The sequence below is a fragment of the Escherichia sp. SCLE84 genome, from assembly GCF_012584495.1.
Classification (GTDB): Bacteria; Pseudomonadota; Gammaproteobacteria; order Enterobacterales; family Enterobacteriaceae; genus ECMA0423.
In genome coordinates this window covers 2,311,372-2,331,461 of sequence record NZ_CP051430.1, presented here as the reverse complement: position 1 = coordinate 2,331,461, position 20,090 = coordinate 2,311,372, and the positions used below count along the sequence as shown (strand labels likewise).

The 20,090-nt window shown below is 51.7% G+C and carries 17 protein-coding genes; 10 read left to right on the top strand and 7 right to left on the bottom strand.

The genetic code is table 11. From position 1 onward, the window contains the following. The first annotated feature begins 227 nt into the window (after nt 1–227). Entirely contained in the window at nt 228–1,652 is a 1,425-nt protein-coding gene (gene lpdA, locus HGD79_RS11490) for a dihydrolipoyl dehydrogenase (RefSeq protein WP_000102485.1), read from the top strand. A gap of 70 nt (nt 1,653–1,722) precedes the next feature. Here the strand turns inward: lpdA and HGD79_RS11485 are convergent, their stop codons facing one another. After that, entirely contained in the window at nt 1,723–3,576 is a 1,854-nt protein-coding gene (locus HGD79_RS11485; protein ID WP_000784486.1) for a DUF3300 domain-containing protein, read from the bottom strand. 354 nt (nt 3,577–3,930) lie between these two features. Between HGD79_RS11485 and acnB the strand changes: the two genes are divergently transcribed. After that, nucleotides 3,931–6,528, top strand: a complete 2,598-nt coding sequence (acnB, locus tag HGD79_RS11480) for a bifunctional aconitate hydratase 2/2-methylisocitrate dehydratase (protein WP_001307570.1) — start codon at nt 3,931–3,933, stop codon at nt 6,526–6,528. Between the two features lie 175 nt (nt 6,529–6,703). Next, nucleotides 6,704–7,066, top strand: coding sequence for a protein YacL (yacL, locus tag HGD79_RS11475; RefSeq protein ID WP_000384306.1), 363 nt, complete (start codon nt 6,704–6,706; stop codon nt 7,064–7,066). Between the two features lie 37 nt (nt 7,067–7,103). Here the strand turns inward: yacL and speD are convergent, their stop codons facing one another. The 3 genes from speD to HGD79_RS11460 form a co-directional block, all read right to left on the bottom strand. Further along, nucleotides 7,104–7,898, bottom strand: coding sequence for an adenosylmethionine decarboxylase (gene speD / locus HGD79_RS11470; RefSeq protein ID WP_000734287.1), 795 nt, complete (start codon nt 7,896–7,898; stop codon nt 7,104–7,106). Nucleotides 7,899–7,913: 15 nt separating this feature from the next. Then, nucleotides 7,914–8,780, bottom strand: coding sequence for a polyamine aminopropyltransferase (speE, locus tag HGD79_RS11465; protein WP_000818411.1), 867 nt, complete (start codon nt 8,778–8,780; stop codon nt 7,914–7,916). Between the two features lie 105 nt (nt 8,781–8,885). Next, entirely contained in the window at nt 8,886–9,233 is a 348-nt protein-coding gene (locus HGD79_RS11460; protein WP_001295568.1) for a YacC family pilotin-like protein, read from the bottom strand. A gap of 165 nt (nt 9,234–9,398) precedes the next feature. Between HGD79_RS11460 and cueO the strand changes: the two genes are divergently transcribed. Beyond that, nucleotides 9,399–10,949: a multicopper oxidase CueO gene (cueO, locus tag HGD79_RS11455; RefSeq protein ID WP_168848400.1), complete on the top strand. Its 1,551-nt coding sequence runs from the start codon at nt 9,399–9,401 to the stop codon at nt 10,947–10,949. 46 nt (nt 10,950–10,995) lie between these two features. On the opposite strand, the gene gcd is transcribed toward cueO, so the two are convergent. After that, a complete protein-coding gene (gene gcd, locus HGD79_RS11450; protein WP_000996827.1) occupies nt 10,996–13,386 on the bottom strand; it encodes a quinoprotein glucose dehydrogenase in 2,391 nt (796 codons plus the stop codon). A 205-nt stretch (nt 13,387–13,591) separates the two neighbouring features. Here gcd and hpt point away from each other — a divergent pair, with 205 nt between their 5' ends. After that, the gene (gene hpt, locus HGD79_RS11445; protein WP_000683335.1) at nt 13,592–14,128 is read left to right on the top strand and encodes a hypoxanthine phosphoribosyltransferase; all 537 of its coding nucleotides are present in this window, start codon (nt 13,592–13,594) and stop codon (nt 14,126–14,128) included. Between the two features lie 40 nt (nt 14,129–14,168). On the opposite strand, the gene can is transcribed toward hpt, so the two are convergent. Further along, nucleotides 14,169–14,831: a carbonate dehydratase gene (can, locus tag HGD79_RS11440; RefSeq protein WP_000651599.1), complete on the bottom strand. Its 663-nt coding sequence runs from the start codon at nt 14,829–14,831 to the stop codon at nt 14,169–14,171. A 108-nt stretch (nt 14,832–14,939) separates the two neighbouring features. Here can and HGD79_RS11435 point away from each other — a divergent pair, with 108 nt between their 5' ends. From HGD79_RS11435 to HGD79_RS11420, 4 genes are all read left to right on the top strand, one after another. Then, on the top strand, nt 14,940–15,866 hold the full coding sequence (locus HGD79_RS11435) for an ABC transporter ATP-binding protein (RefSeq protein ID WP_000150637.1): 927 nt from the start codon (nt 14,940–14,942) through the stop codon (nt 15,864–15,866). After that, nucleotides 15,863–16,633: an ABC transporter permease gene (locus HGD79_RS11430; RefSeq protein WP_000972203.1), complete on the top strand. Its 771-nt coding sequence runs from the start codon at nt 15,863–15,865 to the stop codon at nt 16,631–16,633. The genes HGD79_RS11435 and HGD79_RS11430 overlap by 4 nt, the downstream gene beginning before the upstream one ends. A gap of 104 nt (nt 16,634–16,737) precedes the next feature. Next, nucleotides 16,738–17,178 (top strand): PTS sugar transporter subunit IIA, encoded by a 441-nt coding sequence (locus tag HGD79_RS11425; RefSeq protein WP_168848399.1) that lies wholly within the window; start codon nt 16,738–16,740, stop codon nt 17,176–17,178. A gap of 63 nt (nt 17,179–17,241) precedes the next feature. Further along, complete coding sequence (locus tag HGD79_RS11420) at nt 17,242–18,471, top strand: polysaccharide deacetylase family protein (protein WP_000277872.1); 1,230 nt, start codon at nt 17,242–17,244, stop codon at nt 18,469–18,471. A 3-nt stretch (nt 18,472–18,474) separates the two neighbouring features. On the opposite strand, the gene panD is transcribed toward HGD79_RS11420, so the two are convergent. Beyond that, nucleotides 18,475–18,855 carry an aspartate 1-decarboxylase gene (gene panD / locus HGD79_RS11415; RefSeq protein WP_000621515.1) on the bottom strand — a complete coding sequence of 127 codons (381 nt, stop codon included), beginning with the start codon at nt 18,853–18,855 and terminating at the stop codon, nt 18,475–18,477. A 273-nt stretch (nt 18,856–19,128) separates the two neighbouring features. On the opposite strand from panD, the gene rpnC reads away from it, so the two are divergent. Further along, the gene (gene rpnC / locus HGD79_RS11410) at nt 19,129–20,031 is read left to right on the top strand and encodes a recombination-promoting nuclease RpnC (protein ID WP_000339945.1); all 903 of its coding nucleotides are present in this window, start codon (nt 19,129–19,131) and stop codon (nt 20,029–20,031) included. Nucleotides 20,032–20,090: the final 59 nt, after the last annotated feature.

Genomic DNA, 20,090 nt, shown 5'->3' with positions numbered 1-20,090 from the left:
AAAAATTGTTAACAATTTTGTAAAATACCGACGGATAGAACGACCCGGTGGTGGTTAGGGTATTACTTCACATACCCTATGGATTTCTGGGTGCAGCAAGGTAGCAAGCGCCAGAATCCCCAGGAGCTTACATAAGTAAGTGACTGGGGTGAGGGCGTGAAGCTAACGCCGCTGCGGCCTGAAAGACGACGGGTATGACCGCCGGAGATAAATATATAGAGGTCATGATGAGTACTGAAATCAAAACTCAGGTCGTGGTACTTGGGGCAGGCCCCGCAGGTTACTCCGCTGCCTTCCGTTGCGCTGATTTAGGTCTGGAAACCGTAATCGTAGAACGTTACAACACCCTTGGCGGTGTTTGCCTGAACGTCGGCTGTATCCCTTCTAAAGCACTGCTGCACGTAGCAAAAGTTATCGAAGAAGCCAAAGCGCTGGCTGAACACGGTATCGTCTTCGGCGAACCGAAAACCGATATTGACAAGATTCGTACCTGGAAAGAGAAAGTGATCAATCAGCTGACCGGTGGTCTGGCTGGTATGGCGAAAGGCCGCAAAGTCAAAGTGGTCAACGGTCTGGGTAAATTCACCGGGGCTAACACCCTGGAAGTTGAAGGTGAGAACGGCAAAACCGTGATCAACTTCGACAATGCGATCATTGCAGCGGGTTCTCGCCCGATCCAACTGCCGTTTATTCCGCATGAAGATCCGCGTATCTGGGACTCCACTGACGCGCTGGAACTGAAAGAAGTACCAGAACGCCTGCTGGTAATGGGTGGCGGTATCATCGGTCTGGAAATGGGCACCGTATACCACGCGCTGGGTTCACAGATTGACGTGGTTGAAATGTTCGACCAGGTTATCCCGGCAGCTGACAAAGACATCGTTAAAGTCTTCACCAAGCGTATCAGCAAGAAATTCAACCTGATGCTGGAAACCAAAGTTACCGCCGTTGAAGCGAAAGAAGACGGTATTTATGTGACGATGGAAGGCAAAAAAGCACCCGCTGAACCGCAGCGTTACGACGCCGTGCTGGTAGCGATTGGTCGTGTGCCGAACGGTAAAAACCTCGACGCAGGCAAAGCTGGCGTGGAAGTGGACGACCGTGGTTTCATCCGCGTTGACAAACAGCTGCGTACCAACGTACCGCACATCTTTGCTATCGGCGATATCGTCGGTCAGCCGATGCTGGCACACAAAGGTGTTCACGAAGGTCACGTTGCCGCTGAAGTTATCGCCGGTAAGAAACACTACTTCGATCCGAAAGTTATCCCGTCCATCGCCTATACCGAACCAGAAGTTGCATGGGTAGGTCTGACTGAGAAAGAAGCGAAAGAGAAAGGCATCAGCTATGAAACCGCCACCTTCCCGTGGGCTGCTTCTGGTCGTGCTATCGCTTCCGACTGCGCAGACGGTATGACCAAGCTGATTTTCGACAAAGAATCTCACCGTGTGATCGGTGGTGCGATTGTCGGTACCAACGGCGGCGAGCTGCTGGGTGAAATCGGCCTGGCAATCGAAATGGGTTGTGATGCTGAAGACATCGCACTGACCATCCACGCGCACCCGACTCTGCACGAGTCTGTGGGCCTGGCGGCAGAAGTGTTCGAAGGTAGCATTACCGACCTGCCGAACCCGAAAGCGAAGAAGAAGTAATTGTTCGTTTGCCGGAACATCCGGCAATTAAAAAAGCGGCTAACCACGCCGCTTTTTTTACGTCTGCAATTTACCTTTCCTGTCGCCTTGCTCCGCGCTCAGAGAGACGTTCGCGTACTGCTGACCGTTGCTCGTTATTCAGCCTGACAGTATGGTTACTGTCGTTTAGACGTTGTGGGCGGCTCTCCTGAACTTTTTCCCGAAAAACCTGACGTTGTTCAGGTGATGCTGATTGAACACGCTGGCGGGCGTTATCACGTTGCTGTTGGTTCAGTGGGCGCTGCTGTACTTTTTCCTTAAACACCTGGCGCTGCTCAGGCGAGGCTGACTGAATACGCTCACGCGCTGCGTCTCTTCGCTGCTGGATCTGTGGGTTAGTCTGCATTTTCTCGCGGACTGCCTGGCGCTGCTCAGGCGAGGCTGACTGAATACGCTCACGCGCTGCGTCTCTTCGCTGCTGGATCTGTGGGTTAGTCTGCATTTTCTCGCGGACTGCCTGGCGCTGCTCAGGCGAGGCCGACTGATAACGCTGACGAGCGGCGTCCTTTTGTTGCTGGGTCAGTGGTTGGCGACGGCTGAAGTCGCGGAAGTCGTCATAGCTCCCATAGTTTTCAGCTTCATTAAACCGCTGTGCCGCTGCCTGACGTTGGGTATCTCGTGTAATGACGGGGGCGGCGTGTGTTCGTTGCTGAAACTGACTTGCTGCCGCCTGACGCTGGCTGTCGCGTGTTGGAGCAGGTAGCTGCGTGGCGCTCATTCCGCCGTTGACATCGGTTTGATGAAACCGCTTTGCCATATCCTGATCATGATAGGGCACACCATTACGGTAGTTTGGATTGTGCCGCCATGCCATATTCTTATCAGTAAGATGCTCACCGGTGATACGGTTGAAATTGTTGACGTCGATATTGATGTTGTCGCCGTTGTGTTGCCAGCCATTACCGTCACGATGACCGCCATCGTGGTGATGATAATCATCATCGTCATGATGATGATGGTCATGATCGTCGTCATCCCAGTCGATGCTGCTGAATAGTGCGTACGTGGTAGCAACACCCATGCTATAGCCGAATCCGCGCACAAAGCTGTCAATAAACGGTTCTCCGGCTGGTGGTGGCAGATAAACCGGCGGATACGCAGTATTGGCCCAGTTCCCGTAAACCACGGTTGGGTTGTAGTTGGGAATATAGACCACATCAGGATTGGCGGGCTCAATGGAAATGACGGTTGTTGCAGGCTCTGTAATGACGGGGCTGGCAGTTAAAACGGTATTGGATGGTATGACGGGTGCCGTGACTGTCTGTTTTACCGGTACAGCTTTCTTCGTTGTGGTAATAACTTTTTGTTCGGTTGATGACTTCAGCGAACCGGTTTGTTGCGCCAGTTGCCGCAATCGCTGTACCGAGTCCATCACGTCCTGCGGCTGCGCCAGAAAAGCATCGCCCAGGTTTTGCACCCATTGCGGGTTTTCGCCCATCAATGCCATCAATTGTGGAAAGGCCACCAGTGATTTAACGCTGGCGTCCCACGGCTGGTCAGATACCGCCTGAATAGCAGCATCGCCTTGTTTAAGTGGATTATCGTGCGACCATTGCACTGCTTGAGCAACGTTTGCCGGATAGGTTGATGCCATTAACACTTGTGAAAGCAGAGAATCGGGGTACAGCGCGACAGGCGCAACCCATTGATCGATTTGTGCAGTGCTGAATGCGGATTTGACGACGGCGGGCGTTACGGGCGGTGCGGAAACCGTTGCAGGAAGCGTAACTGCGGTGATGTCAGGCGCAGTCTGTTGTGTCGATTGCGGTTCCACAGGCGCTTCCACTGTGCGGCTTTTTATATATAGCCCGGTAGAGGCGGCACAAAGCCCGGCACTGCAAATTAGCGCCAGCACATGGGGTTTAAACGGCAAAGTCATTTTCATAATTCGGATCTCAAGGAAATCGCAATGGTCGGCGAACTGCCACCCGCAGGTGCTGTGAATCCGAGTATAAAGAGGCGGTAGTTTAAATTTTGACTAATCTTGGGATTCGCTGAGAAAGGTGATTATCACCATGCGAATTAACGAAGTTTTTACGGAGGGAAACAATCTCTAGACCATCCTTAACGATTCAGCCACTTTTTTATGTTGCTTTTTTGTAAACAGATTAACACATCGTCAAAATCCTGCTATTCTGCCCGTTGCGGTACTGGGCATTTACCCTACAAACTGCTGTCTCACAGGAGCGTGAAGAGAATCGCCTGCCGCACTATGACAATGAGAGCGAGGAGAACCGTCGTGCTAGAAGAATACCGTAAGCACGTAGCTGAGCGTGCCGCTGAGGGGATTGCGCCCAAACCCCTGGATGCAAACCAAATGGCCGCACTTGTAGAGCTGCTGAAAAACCCGCCCGCGGGCGAAGAAGAATTCCTGTTAGATCTGTTAACCAACCGTGTTCCCCCTGGCGTCGATGAAGCCGCCTATGTCAAAGCAGGCTTCCTGGCTGCTATCGCGAAAGGCGAAGCCAAATCCCCTCTGCTGACTCCGGAAAAAGCCATCGAACTGCTGGGCACCATGCAGGGTGGTTACAACATTCATCCGCTGATCGACGCGCTGGATGATGCCAAACTGGCACCTATTGCTGCCAAAGCACTTTCTCACACGCTGCTGATGTTCGATAACTTCTATGACGTAGAAGAGAAAGCGAAAGCAGGCAACGAATATGCGAAGCAGGTTATGCAGTCCTGGGCGGATGCCGAATGGTTCCTGAATCGCCCGGCGCTGGCTGAAAAACTGACCGTTACCGTCTTCAAAGTCACTGGCGAAACTAACACCGATGACCTTTCTCCGGCACCGGATGCGTGGTCACGCCCGGATATCCCACTGCACGCGCTGGCGATGCTGAAAAACGCCCGTGAAGGTATTGAGCCAGACCAGCCTGGTGTTGTTGGTCCGATCAAGCAAATCGAAGCTCTGCAACAGAAAGGTTTCCCGCTGGCGTACGTCGGTGACGTTGTGGGTACGGGTTCTTCGCGTAAATCCGCCACTAACTCCGTTCTGTGGTTTATGGGCGATGATATTCCACATGTGCCGAACAAACGCGGCGGTGGTTTGTGCCTCGGCGGTAAAATTGCACCCATCTTCTTTAACACGATGGAAGACGCGGGTGCACTGCCAATCGAAGTCGACGTCTCTAACCTGAACATGGGCGACGTGATTGACGTTTACCCGTACAAAGGTGAAGTGCGTAACCACGAAACCGGCGAACTGCTGGCGACCTTCGAACTGAAAACCGACGTGCTGATTGATGAAGTGCGTGCTGGTGGCCGTATTCCGCTGATTATCGGGCGTGGCCTGACCACCAAAGCGCGTGAAGCACTTGGTCTGCCGCACAGTGATGTGTTCCGTCAGGCGAAAGATGTCGCTGAGAGCGATCGCGGCTTCTCGCTGGCGCAAAAAATGGTAGGCCGTGCCTGTGGCGTGAAAGGCATTCGTCCGGGCGCGTACTGTGAACCGAAAATGACTTCTGTAGGTTCCCAGGACACCACCGGCCCGATGACCCGTGATGAACTGAAAGACCTGGCGTGCCTGGGCTTCTCGGCTGACCTGGTGATGCAGTCTTTCTGCCACACCGCGGCGTATCCGAAGCCAGTTGACGTGAACACGCACCACACGCTGCCGGACTTCATTATGAACCGTGGCGGTGTGTCGCTGCGTCCGGGTGACGGCGTCATTCACTCCTGGCTGAACCGTATGCTGCTGCCGGATACCGTCGGTACCGGTGGTGATTCCCATACCCGTTTCCCGATCGGTATCTCTTTCCCGGCGGGTTCTGGTCTGGTGGCATTTGCAGCCGCAACAGGCGTAATGCCGCTGGATATGCCGGAATCCGTTCTGGTGCGCTTCAAAGGCAAAATGCAGCCGGGCATCACCCTGCGCGATCTGGTACATGCCATTCCGCTGTATGCGATCAAACAAGGTCTGCTGACCGTTGAGAAGAAAGGCAAGAAAAACATCTTCTCTGGCCGCATCCTGGAAATTGAAGGTCTGCCGGATCTGAAAGTTGAGCAGGCATTTGAACTGACCGATGCGTCCGCCGAGCGTTCTGCCGCTGGTTGTACCATCAAGCTGAACAAAGAACCGATCATCGAATACCTGAACTCTAACATCGTCCTGCTGAAGTGGATGATCGCGGAAGGTTACGGCGATCGTCGCACCCTGGAACGTCGTATTCAGGGCATGGAAAAATGGCTGGCGAATCCTGAGCTGCTGGAAGCCGATGCAGATGCTGAATACGCGGCAGTGATCGACATCGATCTGGCGGATATTAAAGAGCCAATCCTCTGTGCACCGAACGACCCGGATGACGCGCGTCCGCTGTCTGCGGTACAGGGTGAGAAGATCGACGAAGTATTTATCGGTTCCTGCATGACCAACATCGGTCACTTCCGTGCTGCGGGTAAACTGCTGGATGCGCACAAAGGCCAACTGCCGACCCGCCTGTGGGTGGCACCGCCAACCCGTATGGACGCCGCGCAGTTGACTGAAGAAGGCTACTACAGCGTCTTCGGTAAGAGTGGTGCGCGTATCGAGATCCCTGGCTGTTCCCTGTGTATGGGTAACCAGGCGCGTGTAGCAGACGGTGCGACGGTGGTTTCCACCTCTACCCGTAACTTCCCGAACCGTCTGGGTACTGGCGCGAATGTCTTCCTGGCTTCTGCGGAACTGGCGGCTGTTGCGGCGCTGATTGGCAAACTGCCGACGCCGGAAGAGTACCAGACCTACGTGGCGCAAGTAGATAAAACTGCCGTTGATACTTATCGTTATCTGAACTTCAACCAGCTTTCTCAGTACACCGAAAAAGCCGATGGGGTGATTTTCCAGACTGCGGTGTAATAAGTAAGCGCACGCGCTGCGCATAAACGACACAATGCCCGGTGAATGAGATTCCCGGGCATTTTTTTATTTCTAAACCATCGCCGTTCCGCTGTTTTTCTCCGGTAAGGCTGCGATAATTACATCAATGGCGCAATGCGATTTCGGCGCATTGCCGGGAGCAGAGGAACACACTATGGATTACGAATTTCTGCGCGATATTACCGGAGTTGTAAAGGTGCGTATGTCCATGGGGCATGAAGTGGTCGGGCACTGGTTTAATGAAGAGGTGAAAGAAAACCTGGCCTTGCTTGATGAAGTGGAACAAGCGGCGCACGCACTGAAAGGTAGCGAACGTTCCTGGCAGCGGGCAGGGCATGAGTACACTCTGTGGATGGACGGTGAAGAGGTGATGGTTCGCGCCAATCAACTGGAATTCGCTGGCGATGAAATGGAAGAGGGGATGAACTACTACGACGAAGAAAGCCTGTCGCTATGCGGCGTTGAGGATTTTCTGCAGGTCGTGGCGGCTTACCGTAATTTCGTGCAGCAGAAGTAAATAAATCTGGCGGAGCCTGGGAGCTCCGCCCGAGACGTTAAACAGCTGGCATATTGCGCCCGTAATAAATCTCGCGCATTTCTTTCCACAGCGCAGCGGTAATTTCCTGGCGCTCGCTGTCGGTTAAATCTTCCGGTTTGGTGTGGAACATGTAGTGCTTAAGGTCGAACTCTTTAAGCAACATCTTGGTATGGAAGATATTTTCCTGATAGACATTTACATCCACCATGTCATACAGCGCCTTCATATCGTCAGACATAAAGTTCTGAATCGAATTAATCTCATGGTCGATAAAGTGTTTCATACCGTTAATGTCGCGAGTAAAACCGCGCACGCGATAATCAATGGTTACGATATCGGACTCAAGCTGGTGGATCAGGTAATTCAGCGCCTTCAGCGGAGAAATCACGCCGCAGGTAGAGACTTCAATATCGGCGCGGAAGGTACATAAACCGCCTTCAGGATGACTTTCCGGGTAGGTATGTACGCAAATATGACTTTTATCGAGATGGGCAACGACCGTTTCTGGCAGTGGGCCGGGGTGTTCTGTTTTGTCGATAAGTTTCGGGTCGACCGGTTCTTCACTCACCAGAATAGTGACGCTGGCACCCTGTGGTTCGTAATCCTGGCGGGCGATGTTAAGAATATTGGCCCCGATAATGGAACAGGTTTCTGACAGGATTTCGGTCAGACGGTTGGCATTATAGAGTTCATCGATATAAGCAATATAACCGTCGCGCTCTTCGGCAGTTTTGGCGTAGCAGATATCGTAAATACAAAAACTCAGACTTTTGGTCAGATTATTAAAGCCATGCAGTTTCAGTTTTTTCAATTTCTTATCTTCTCCTTAGGACGGCTGTGAAGCCAGTGCGTCTTGCAGATACTGAGGTAAGGCAAAAGCTGCCGTATGGATTGCCGGATTGTAATAACGGCATTTCAGGCCAGAAGCGAGAAAACGCGCCTGAATAATTTCGGTTGAGAGATGGCGTAAGGCGTCGTTATCTGTCGCCCATGCAAAAGTCATGATACCGCCGTAATAGGTCGGAATCGCCGCCTGATAAAAGCCAACGTCGCTGAAGTAATGGCTGAGTTTGCGATGGCTGTCGATGGCTTCTTCCTGCTGTAAAAAGCAGACGCCGTTTTGTGCGACGAAGATACCGCCAGGATTCAGGCAACGTTTGCAGCCTTCATAAAATGCCGAAGTGAAAAGGCTTTCGCCGGGACCGATAGGATCGGTGCAGTCGGAGATAATGACATCAAAGGTCTGGCTGGTTTGATTAACGAAATTGACGCCATCGTCGATCACCAGCTTAAAGCGCGGATCGTCGTAGCTACCGGCGTTATGGTTGGGTAGATACTGACGGCAGAACGATACGACACCCGCATCGATTTCCACCATCGTGATTGACTCAACGTTTTTATGTCGGGTTACTTCACGCAGCATGGCACCGTCGCCGCCGCCGATAATCAGCACATGTTTCGCGTGACCGTGGGCCAGTAGCGGAACATGGGTCATCATCTCATGATAGATAAACTCGTCGCGCTCGGTGGTTTGTACTACGCCATCCAGCGCCATTACGCGACCAAATGCAGCGTTCTCAAAAATGATCAGATCTTGGTGATCGGTCTTTTCATGATACAGAACGTTATCTACCGCAAAGTACTGCCCAAACTGGTCGTGTAGCGTTTCATGCCACTGTTTTTTTTCGGCCATGGGTTGATACCTCCTTTGTTAACACCCGTAAAAAAAGGGCGCAACATAATAGCTAACATTGACCGCGGATGCACGGTCAATATTTCTACAAAAAGGTATCAGGGATTATTTGACGTAGGCAAGCAGGCTTAAGGAATCGCGGGCCAGGGCTTTGCACTTTTTAGCGACGGGAATGCCAATGCCGCTGAGATCGCGGTAGCTGTCTTCACCGAGGGCTTTCATGTCGAAGGTGTCGTAATTACTGAGATCCCACTGGTTTTGCTGGGCGAAAAAGACCAGTGCGCGACGAATTTGCCCGTTAGGTAAGTTCTGGTAACCACAATCGTTCTTCAGAAAGACAAAAACTGCCGTTAAATCGGCCATATCTTCGGCTTCAGACTCGCTGAGCGCGTAACTGTTTGCGCAAACGGCCATCAGGCTGCCGAATAACACTGTTCTGAAAAACGTCTTCATTGCTTCTACCAGGGGCTTAAAGAAGATAAACGTTAGCACACTGCGAGCGAGGCGACGACCATTATTGTCGATTAAATTGTGTCTGCGGCTTGACCTTCCCGTAAGGGGAAGGACTATGCTCAACGTTTGATTTTGTTTCGCCTGCTTAAGAATAAGGAAATAACTATGCAACGTCGTGATTTCTTAAAATATTCCGTCGCGCTGGGTGTGGCTTCAGCCTTGCCGCTGTGGAGCCGCGCAGTCTTTGCGGCGGAACGCCCAACGTTACCGATCCCTGATTTGCTCACGACCGATGCCCGTAATCGCATTCAGTTAACTATTGGCGCAGGTCAGTCTACCTTTGGCGAGAAAACTGCAACTACCTGGGGCTATAACGGCAATCTGCTGGGGCCGGCGGTGAAATTACAGCGCGGCAAAGCGGTAACGGTTGATATCTATAACCAACTGACGGAAGAGACGACGTTGCACTGGCACGGGCTGGAAGTACCGGGTGAAGTCGACGGCGGCCCGCAGGGAATTATTCCGCCAGGTGGCAAGCGCTCGGTGACGTTGAACGTTGATCAACCTGCCGCTACTTGCTGGTTCCATCCACATCAACATGGCAAGACCGGGCGACAGGTGGCGATGGGGTTGGCTGGGCTGGTGGTAATTGAAGATGACGAGATCCTGAAATTAATGCTGCCAAAACAGTGGGGTATCGATGATGTTCCGGTGATTGTTCAGGATAAAAAATTTAACGCTGATGGGCAGATTGATTATCAACTGGATGTGATGACCGCCGCCGTGGGCTGGTTTGGCGATACGCTGCTGACCAACGGTGCAATCTACCCACAACACGCTGCCCCACGTGGTTGGCTGCGCCTGCGTTTGCTCAATGGCTGTAATGCCCGCTCGCTCAATTTCGCCACCAGCGACAATCGCCCGCTGTATGTGATTGCCAGCGACGGTGGTCTGCTACCTGAACCGGTGAAGGTGAGCGAGCTGTCGGTGCTGATGGGCGAGCGTTTTGAAGTGCTGGTGGAGGTTAACGACAACAAACCCTTTGACCTGGTGACGCTACCGGTCAGCCAGATGGGGATGGCGATTGAGCCGTTTGACAAGCCGCATCCGGTAATGCGGATTCAGCCGATTGCTATTAGTGCCTCCGGTGCTTTGCCAGACACATTAAGTAGCCTGCCTGCGTTACCTTCGCTGGAAGGGCTGACGGTACGCAAGCTGCAACTTTCTATGGACCCGATGCTCGATATGATGGGGATGCAGATGCTGATGGAGAAATATGGCGATCAGGCGATGGCCGGGATGGATCATAGCCAGATGATGGGCCATATGGGGCACGGCAATATGAATCATATGAACCATGGCGGGAAGTTCGATTTCCACCATGCCAATAAAATCAACGGTCAGGCGTTTGATATGAATAAGCCGATGTTTGCGGCGGCGAAAGGGCAGTACGAACGTTGGGTTATCTCTGGCGTGGGCGACATGATGCTGCATCCGTTCCATATTCACGGCACCCAGTTCCGTATCTTGTCAGAAAATGGCAAACCGCCAGCGGCTCATCGCGCGGGCTGGAAAGATACCGTTAAGGTAGAAGGCAATGTCAGTGAAGTGCTGGTGAAGTTTAATCACAACGCACCGAAAGAACATGCTTATATGGCGCACTGCCATCTGCTGGAGCATGAAGATACGGGGATGATGTTAGGGTTTACGGTATAAAAAGACCGTATTCGGAAATATGCCCGAATCTCTCCGGGCATTATGGTTATTTCACATCATCCGGCAGCGCATAAGCCACAATATAGTCGCCCATCTTCGTACCAAATGAACCGTGACCGCCTGCGGAGATCACCACATACTGCTTGCCATTCACTTCATAGGTCATTGGCGTCGCCTGACCACCCGCTGGTAAACGGCCCTGCCACAGTTTTTCACCGTTGCTCATGTTGTAAGCGCGCAGGTAGTTATCTGCCGTAGCAGCGATAAACAGCACGTTACCCGCCGTGGAGATTGGCCCGCCCAGCATCGGCATACCCATATTGAACGGCACCGGTACAGGCATCGGGAACGGCATACTGTCTTGCGGCGTACCAATACGTTTCTTCCACACCACTTCATTGGTTTTCAGATCCAGCGCCGAGATATAACCCCATGCTGGCTGTTTACACGGCAGACCAAACGGTGAGAGGAACGGGTTGAGCGTGACACCATACGGTACACCGTACTGTGGCTGAATGCCGGATTCCGTACCCGTGCCTTTGGCATCTTTCGGCTGCTCCATCGGGTTACCCGGACCGCGTGGGATCAGTTTCGAAACAAACGGCAGTGCCATTGGGTTGGCAATTGCCACTTCACGATTTGGATCAACGGAAATCCCGCCCCATTCAAACATTCCCAGGTTACCCGGGAAGACCAGCGTGCCCTGTTCAGATGGCGGCGTGAAAATGCCTTCATAGCGCATCTGGTGGAACATCACGCGGCACACCAGTTGGTCAAACATGGTGGCTCCCCACATATCCGCACCGCTCAAATCTTTCTTCGGACGGAAGCTCAGTTCAGAGAACGGCTGGGTCGGAGTAACGTAATCGCCTTTCGCAGCACCTTGCGGCACCGGTTTTTCCGGGGCCGGAACCACCAGTTCGCCATTGCGACGATCGAGCACAAAAATGTTGCCGGTTTTCGCCGGAGCGTAAATAACTGGCACTTTCTGACCATTAACGGTGATGTCCGCCAGCGTCGGCTGTGCCGGAAGATCCATGTCCCACAGGTCGTGGTGAACGGTCTGGTAGCTCCACGCCAGTTTCCCGGTAGTGGCATTCAGCGCCAGAATCGAGCTGGCATAACGTTCCTGTTCCGGTGTGCGGTTACCGCCCCAGATATCCGGCGTGGTCACGCCCATCGGCAGATAGACCAGATCCAGCTTCGCGTCATAGGCCGCTGGTGCCCAGGAGTTTGGCGAGTTAAAGGTAAAGGTGTGTTCGTCAGACGGGATTGCGTTCGGATCTTTCGCGCCGGGATCAAAAGCCCACAGCAGCTCCCCGGTGTTGACATCAAAACCACGGATCACGCCAGACGTTTCGCGGGTTGAGAAGTTATCGGTAACTGAACCGGCCATCACGATGGTTTTATCGGTGATAATCGGTGGCGAAGTCGGTTCATACAGACCCGGTTTGGTGTCTGGCATATTGCTTTGCAGATTGAGCACGCCTTTATTGGCGAAGGTTTCGCACAGTTTGCCGTTTTCAGCGTTAATCGCAATCAGTCGACCATCATTGACCGGAAGAATGATACGACGCGGGCAATCCGCCATCACTTCCGGCGAAGCCGTTTCTGCTTTGGCTTCATGATAAGAGACGCCACGGCAGGTTACGTGCTGGAAAGACTCGTTAGTTTTCAGCTCAGGATCGTAATGCCATTTCTCTTTGCCGCTGGCGGCATCGAGCGCAAACAGGCGCTGGTGAGCGGTACACAGGTAAAGGGTGTCGCCCACTTTAATCGGCGTCACTTCATTGGTGATTTCGCCCGGATCGTTCGGCTGCTTCACATCGCCAGTACGGAACACCCAGGCTTCTTTCAGATTATGGACGTTATCGGCGTTAATTTGTTTCAGAGGTGAAAAGCGTTGACCTTCCTGATTGCGACCATAGGCAGGCCAGTCCTGATCGGCAACGGGTGAGATAGCTTCCGCAGGTGTGGCATTGGCGCTTAAGGTGCCGTTGATTTCCTGCGGATCGTTAAATCCGGCCCAGGTCAGGATACCACCGCTAATCAGCAGTGCCACCACCAGTGCGGCAACTGCGCCGCTGGCAGGAATGACCAGGCGACGCCAGACAAACGGCAGGATCAGCCAGATGCCGAAGAAGACCAGAATGTCGCTGCGCGGAGTCAGCGCCCAGAAGTCGAAACCAACTTCCCAGACGCCCCAAATCATGGTGCCGAGCAGCAGGGCTGCGTACAGCCAAAGCGCGGCACGTTTACTGCGCCACAGCATCCAGGCGACGCCGAGCATCACAAGGCCAGCGATAGGGTAGTACCAGGAGCCGCCAATCGCGACCAGCCAGCCTCCGCCAATGAGTAGATACAGCCCGCAAAGCGCTGCAAAAAGGGCTGTTAGCGTGACGAGTAATCGTCGCGAGCCTGTATTGTTAATTGCCATAAAGAGACACCATTTCAATTCATTAATATTTTAGTAGCAATTAATTATAGGTTTTAACATGTGTGATCGTCATCACAATTCGAGCTTTATTAACAGATTCCGCGAATGAATAGTTTTACTGGTATACTGCGTGTCTTGCGCTTTGTTGCGGTGCCAAAACCTGCCCGTGCGAAGTGATTTGTTTTTAAATCATATGGTTAGAGATATGAAACATACTGTAGAAGTAATGATCCCCGAAGCGGAGATTAAAGCGCGTATCGCCGAACTGGGTCGTCAGATTACTGAGCGTTACAAAGACAGCGGCAGCGATATGGTGCTGGTGGGTCTGCTGCGTGGCTCATTTATGTTTATGGCGGACCTGTGCCGTGAAGTTCAGGTATCTCATGAAGTCGACTTTATGACCGCCTCCAGCTACGGTAGCGGCATGTCCACCACCCGTGATGTGAAAATCCTCAAAGATCTGGATGAAGATATCCGTGGCAAGGACGTGCTGATTGTTGAAGATATCATCGACTCGGGGAATACACTGTCGAAAGTGCGTGAGATCTTAAGCCTGCGCGAACCGAAGTCGCTGGCGATTTGTACGCTGCTGGATAAACCGTCCCGTCGTGAAGTGAACGTCCCGGTAGAATTTATCGGTTTCTCGATCCCGGATGAGTTTGTGGTGGGTTACGGCATTGATTACGCACAGCGTTACCGTCATCTGCCGTATATCGGCAAAGTGATTCTGCTGGACGAGTAAGTGTGAAGTTGCCGGATGTGTTGCATCCGGCATGGCATTTTTATTTGTGGTTGGCGTGTTTCAGCTTGAGGTTGGAAATCCCGTGACGGTAACGTTGCTCAAGGGTTTCGCGGTTGGTGGCGGTAACATCCAGATCACGCAGCAAGCCGTCGTGAATGCCGTAGGCCCAGCCGTGAATGGTAACTTTCTGCCCGCGTTTCCACGCTGATTGCATAATGGTGGAGTGGCCCAGGTTATACACCTGTTCCATGACGTTCAGTTCACACAAGGTATCCAGACGGCGCTCTTGCGGCATTTCGCCGAGCAATGAGCTATGTTTGAACCAGATATCGCGGATATGCAGCAGCCAGTTGTTGATAAGCCCCAGTTCCGGGTTTTCAACGGCGGCTTGTACGCCGCCGCAACCGTAGTGGCCACAGATAATAATGTGTTCAACTTCGAGTACATCCACTGCATACTGAACCACGGAAAGGCAGTTCAGGTCGGTGTGAATGACCAGGTTAGCAACATTACGGTGAACAAAGAGTTCGCCCGGCTCAAGACCGGTTAAACGTTCTGCAGGAACGCGACTGTCGGAACATCCAATCCATAGAAAGCGCGGTTTTTGCGCTTGTGCCAGTTTCTCAAAAAACCCGGGATCCTCTTCCACCAGCATTTTTGACCATAGTGCATTGTTGCTGATGAGTGTATCTATGTCTTTCATGGAGGTTAACGACCTGTAACCAAATAATTACGTTTGGCTAATATAGGGCAACTCCGGGACGATTTAAACCACAGATAAAGTGTAAGAACGTAAGGTAAGTAAAAATTTATGACCATTGCACTGGAACTTCAACAGCTTAAAAAAACTTATCCAGGCGGCGTTCAGGCGCTTCGTGGAATAGATTTGCAGGTCGAAGCGGGTGATTTTTATGCGCTTCTCGGGCCGAACGGGGCCGGGAAATCGACCACTATCGGTATTATCAGCTCTCTGGTAAATAAAACCTCCGGGCGGGTCAGCGTATTTGGTTACGATCTCGAGAAAGATGTCGTGAACGCTAAACGTCAGTTGGGACTGGTGCCGCAGGAATTTAACTTCAACCCGTTTGAAACCGTGCAGCAAATTGTGGTAAATCAGGCAGGGTACTACGGTGTGGAGCGCAAAGAGGCGTACATCCGCAGCGAAAAATATCTTAAACAACTCGATCTATGGGGAAAACGCAACGAACGTGCGCGTATGTTATCTGGCGGGATGAAGCGCCGTTTAATGATTGCCCGTGCGTTAATGCATGAACCTAAACTACTGATTCTCGACGAACCGACCGCAGGCGTGGATATTGAACTTCGCCGCTCAATGTGGGGCTTTTTGAAGGATTTAAACGACAAAGGCACCACCATCATTCTCACCACACACTACCTGGAAGAAGCAGAAATGCTGTGCCGCAATATCGGCATTATTCAACACGGTGAGCTGGTGGAAAATACCTCGATGAAGGCGCTGCTGGCTAAGCTGAAATCGGAAACCTTTATTCTCGATCTCGCACCGAAAAGTCCGTTACCGAAGCTCGATGGCTATCAGTATCGACTGGTCGATACCGCGACGCTGGAAGTTGAAGTGCTGCGTGAGCAGGGGATCAACAGCGTATTTACGCAGTTAAGTGAGCAGGGCATTCAGGTATTAAGTATGCGTAACAAAGCTAACCGTCTGGAAGAGCTGTTTGTTTCACTGGTTAATGAAAAACAAGGAGATCGCGCATGATGCATCTTTACTGGGTGGCGCTAAAAAGCATCTGGGCGAAAGAGATCCATCGCTTTATGCGTATCTGGGTGCAGACGCTGGTGCCGCCAGTCATCACCATGACCCTTTACTTTATTATCTTCGGTAACCTGATAGGTTCGCGTATTGGCGATATGCATGGCTTCAGCTATATGCAGTTCATCGTACCGGGGCTGATCATGATGTCGGTGATCACCAATGCCTACGCTAACGTCGCGTCATCATTTTTTGGTGCCAAGTTCCAGCGTAATATTGAAGAGCTGCTGGTAGCGCCGGTTCCGACTCACGTCATTATTGCCGGATATGTCGGCGGTGGCGTGGCGCGTGGTCTGTTTGTTGGCATTCTGGTGACGGCAATTTCACTGTTTTTTGTGCCGTTTCAGGTGCATTCGTGGGTATTCGTTGCCTTAACCCTGGTGCTCACGGCGGTGCTATTCTCCCTTGCGGGTTTGCTGAACGGCGTGTTTGCCAAAACGTTCGATGACATCAGCCTGGTGCCAACCTTTGTGTTAACGCCACTCACGTATTTGGGTGGGGTCTTTTACTCACTGACTTTGTTGCCGCCGTTCTGGCAAGGGCTGTCGCACCTGAACCCAATCGTTTATATGATCAGTGGTTTCCGCTACGGCTTCCTCGGTATCAATGATGTTCCGCTGGTCACTACCTTTGGCGTACTGGTGGTCTTTATTGTGGCGTTTTATTTGATCTGTTGGTCGCTGATCCAACGTGGACGTGGTTTGCGTAGCTAAGGCTATTTCCTCTCCTCTGGATTTGGGGGAGAGGAGTTTTGACGGCTATCACCCTTTATCAACAATGGTCAGGGTAGACTGATTTTCGGCTAAGGAGGAAGGCGATGTTAGGTTGGGTAATTACCTGTCACGATGACCGGGCGCAAGAGATACTGGATGCGCTGGAGAAAAAACATGGGGCGCTTCTTCAGTGCCGGGCCGTGAATTTCTGGCGTGGGTTAAGCTCTAATATGCTCAGCCGCATGATGTGCGATGCTCTGCATGAAGCGGACTCTGGTGAGGGTGTCATCTTCTTAACCGATATAGCCGGAGCGCCACCGTACCGCGTGGCTTCATTATTAAGCCACAAACACTCCCGTTGCGAAGTGATTTCTGGTGTCACGTTACCGTTAATTGAACAGATGATTGCTTGCCGTGAAACCATGACCAGTTCAGAGTTTCGCGAGCGTATTGTCGAACTGGGTGGGCCGGAGGTGAGTAGTCTTTGGCACCAACAACAAAAAAATCCGCCTTTCGTCCTCAAACATAATTTGTATGAGTATTAACCCACGATTCTTATAGCGCTTTTGCTACAATAAAAGCGTTGTTTCACCCTCGGTTATTTTTTCATGTACAAACAAGCTGTTATTCTCCTGCTGATGCTGTTTACCGCAAGTGTCAGTGCCGCGTTACCTGCCCGTTATATGCAAACCATCGAAAATGCTGCGATCTGGGCGCAAATTGGCGACAAGATGGTGACCGTGGGGAATATTCGGGCCGGGCAAATCATTGCCGTGGAGCCCACTGCCGCAAGTTATTACGCATTTAATTTTGGCTTTGGTAAAGGGTTTATCGATAAAGGGCATCTCGAGCCAGTTCAGGGGCGACAAAAAGTTGAAGACGGTTTGGGTGACCTCAACAAGCCGCTGAGTAATCAGAACTTAATTACCTGGAAAGATACGCCGGTCTATAACGCGCCGAGTGCGGGCAGTGCGCCATTTGGGGTACTGGCGGACAATTTGCGCTACCCGATTTTGCATAAACTGAAAGACAGGTTAAATCAAACCTGGTATCAGATCCGTATTGGCGATCGACTCGCCTATATCAGCGCGCTGGATGCCCAACCCGATAATGGCCTGCCGGTGCTAACCTATCACCATATTCTGCGCGATGAAGAAAACACCCGTTTTCGCCATACTTCGACGACCACCTCGGTACGCGCTTTCAATAACCAGATGGCCTGGCTGCGCGACAGGGGATACGCGACACTGAGCATGGCGCAGCTGGAAGGTTACGTGAAGAATAAGATCAATCTCCCTGCGCGAGCGGTGGTGATTACCTTTGATGATGGCCTCAAGTCGGTGAGCCGCTATGCGTATCCTGTATTGAAACAATATGGCATGAAGGCGACGGCGTTTGTTGTTACCTCGCGCATCAAACGTCACCCGCAGAAGTGGAACCCAAAATCGCTGCAATTTATGAGCGTTTCTGAGCTTAACGAAATTCGCGATGTTTTTGATTTTCAGTCACATACCCATTTTTTGCATCGGGTGGATGGCTATCGCCGACCCATATTACTGAGCCGTAGTGAGCACAATATTCTGTTTGATTTTGCACGTTCACGCCGCGCTCTGGCGCAATTTAATCCGCATGTCTGGTATCTTTCGTATCCGTTTGGCGGATTTAATGACAAAGCCGTGAAGGCAGCAAACGATGCCGGATTTCACCTGGCGGTGACAACCATGAAAGGCAAAGTAAAACCGGGGGATAATCCGTTGTTACTAAAACGACTTTATATCTTAAGAACGGATTCGCTGGAGACGATGTCGCGGCTGGTGAGTAACCAGCCGCAGGGATAACAATCAAGCAACCTGTACCGGAATCGCTTTCGCGGTACGTTTCATTTCATTGTCGCCTTCAAAATAGGCGACATTGGGTCGCCAGGTGCGAGCTTCTTCATCTGGCATGGTAACGAAGCTGGCGATGATGACAATATCGCCGACGCTGGCGCAGTGGGCCGCCGCACCGTTAACAGAAATAATTCTCGAACCGCGTTCTGCCGCGATGGCATAAGTGGAGAAACGCTTGCCGTTGGTGACATTCCAGATATCGATGGCTTCGTTTTCGAGAATACCGGCTGCGTCAAGAAAATCCTGGTCAATGGCGCAAGAACCTTCATAGTGCAGGTCCGCATGAGTCACTTTCACGCGGTGGAGTTTGCCCTGCAGCATCGTGCGAATCATAACTTCTACCTTTCTACCCTGTCGTTAACGAAGCAGGCGGTGCCTGCTTTGAGGAAATTCTCACGCAGTATTGCCCGATTTTTGATGAGTGTCTACTCATCTGATGGCATTTGCGTCAGCAGTTTGCGTACCGCGCCGAAGCGTGCCATGTATCGCCTGTAACGAATTGAAATTTCTCTGAACGCTGCTCGGTAAACACTAAAGAGGCGGCTGACGACGGCGCGCCTTGACTGGATACTGCCTTCACGCAAGACAACACGGAAGACAGGGAAGATGGATGCACCGAGTACCACACCGCATGACGCGGTATTTAAACAATTTTTAATGCATGCGGAGACGGCTCGCGACTTTCTGGAGATACATTTGCCAGTGGAATTACGAGAACTTTGTGACCTCAACACGCTTCATTTAGAGTCGGGGAGTTTCATTGAAGAGAGCCTGAAAGGACACAGCACGGACGTGCTCTATTCCGTGCAAATGCAGGGCAATCCCGGTTATCTGCATGTTGTGATTGAACACCAAAGCAAGCCGGATAAGAAAATGGCCTTTCGCATGATGCGTTATTCTATTGCTGCCATGCACCGGCATCTGGAGGCGGATCACGATAAGCTGCCGCTGGTGGTGCCGATACTGTTTTATCAGGGCGAGGCCACACCTTATCCGCTCTCAATGTGCTGGTTTGATATATTTTACTCGCCGGAGCTGGCACGACGCGTCTATAACAGTCCTTTCCCGCTGGTGGATATCACCATCACACCGGATGACGAAATCATGCAACATCGGCGGATTGCGATTCTCGAACTACTGCAAAAACATATTCGCCAGCGCGACTTAATGTTATTGCTGGAGCAACTGGTCACGCTGATTGACGAAGGGTACACTAGCGGAAGTCAGTTAGTTGCCATGCAAAACTATATGCTGCAACGCGGTCATACTGAACAAGCGGATTTGTTTTATGGTGTGCTGAGAGACAGGGAAACGGGAGGTGAGTCTATGATGACGCTGGCGCAGTGGTTTGAAGAGAAAGGGATTGAGAAGGGGATTCAGCAGGGAAGACAGGAGGAAAGGCAAGAATTCGCCCTGCGTCTTCTAAGTAAAGGAATGTCTCGGGAAGACGTTGCAGAGATGACAAATTTATCTCTTGCTGAGATTGATAAGGTAATTAACCTTATTTAAGTTACCTGTGTTATGACAGATGACGTGGGGTAAATTAATAACTGGCGCCATCAGCCGTA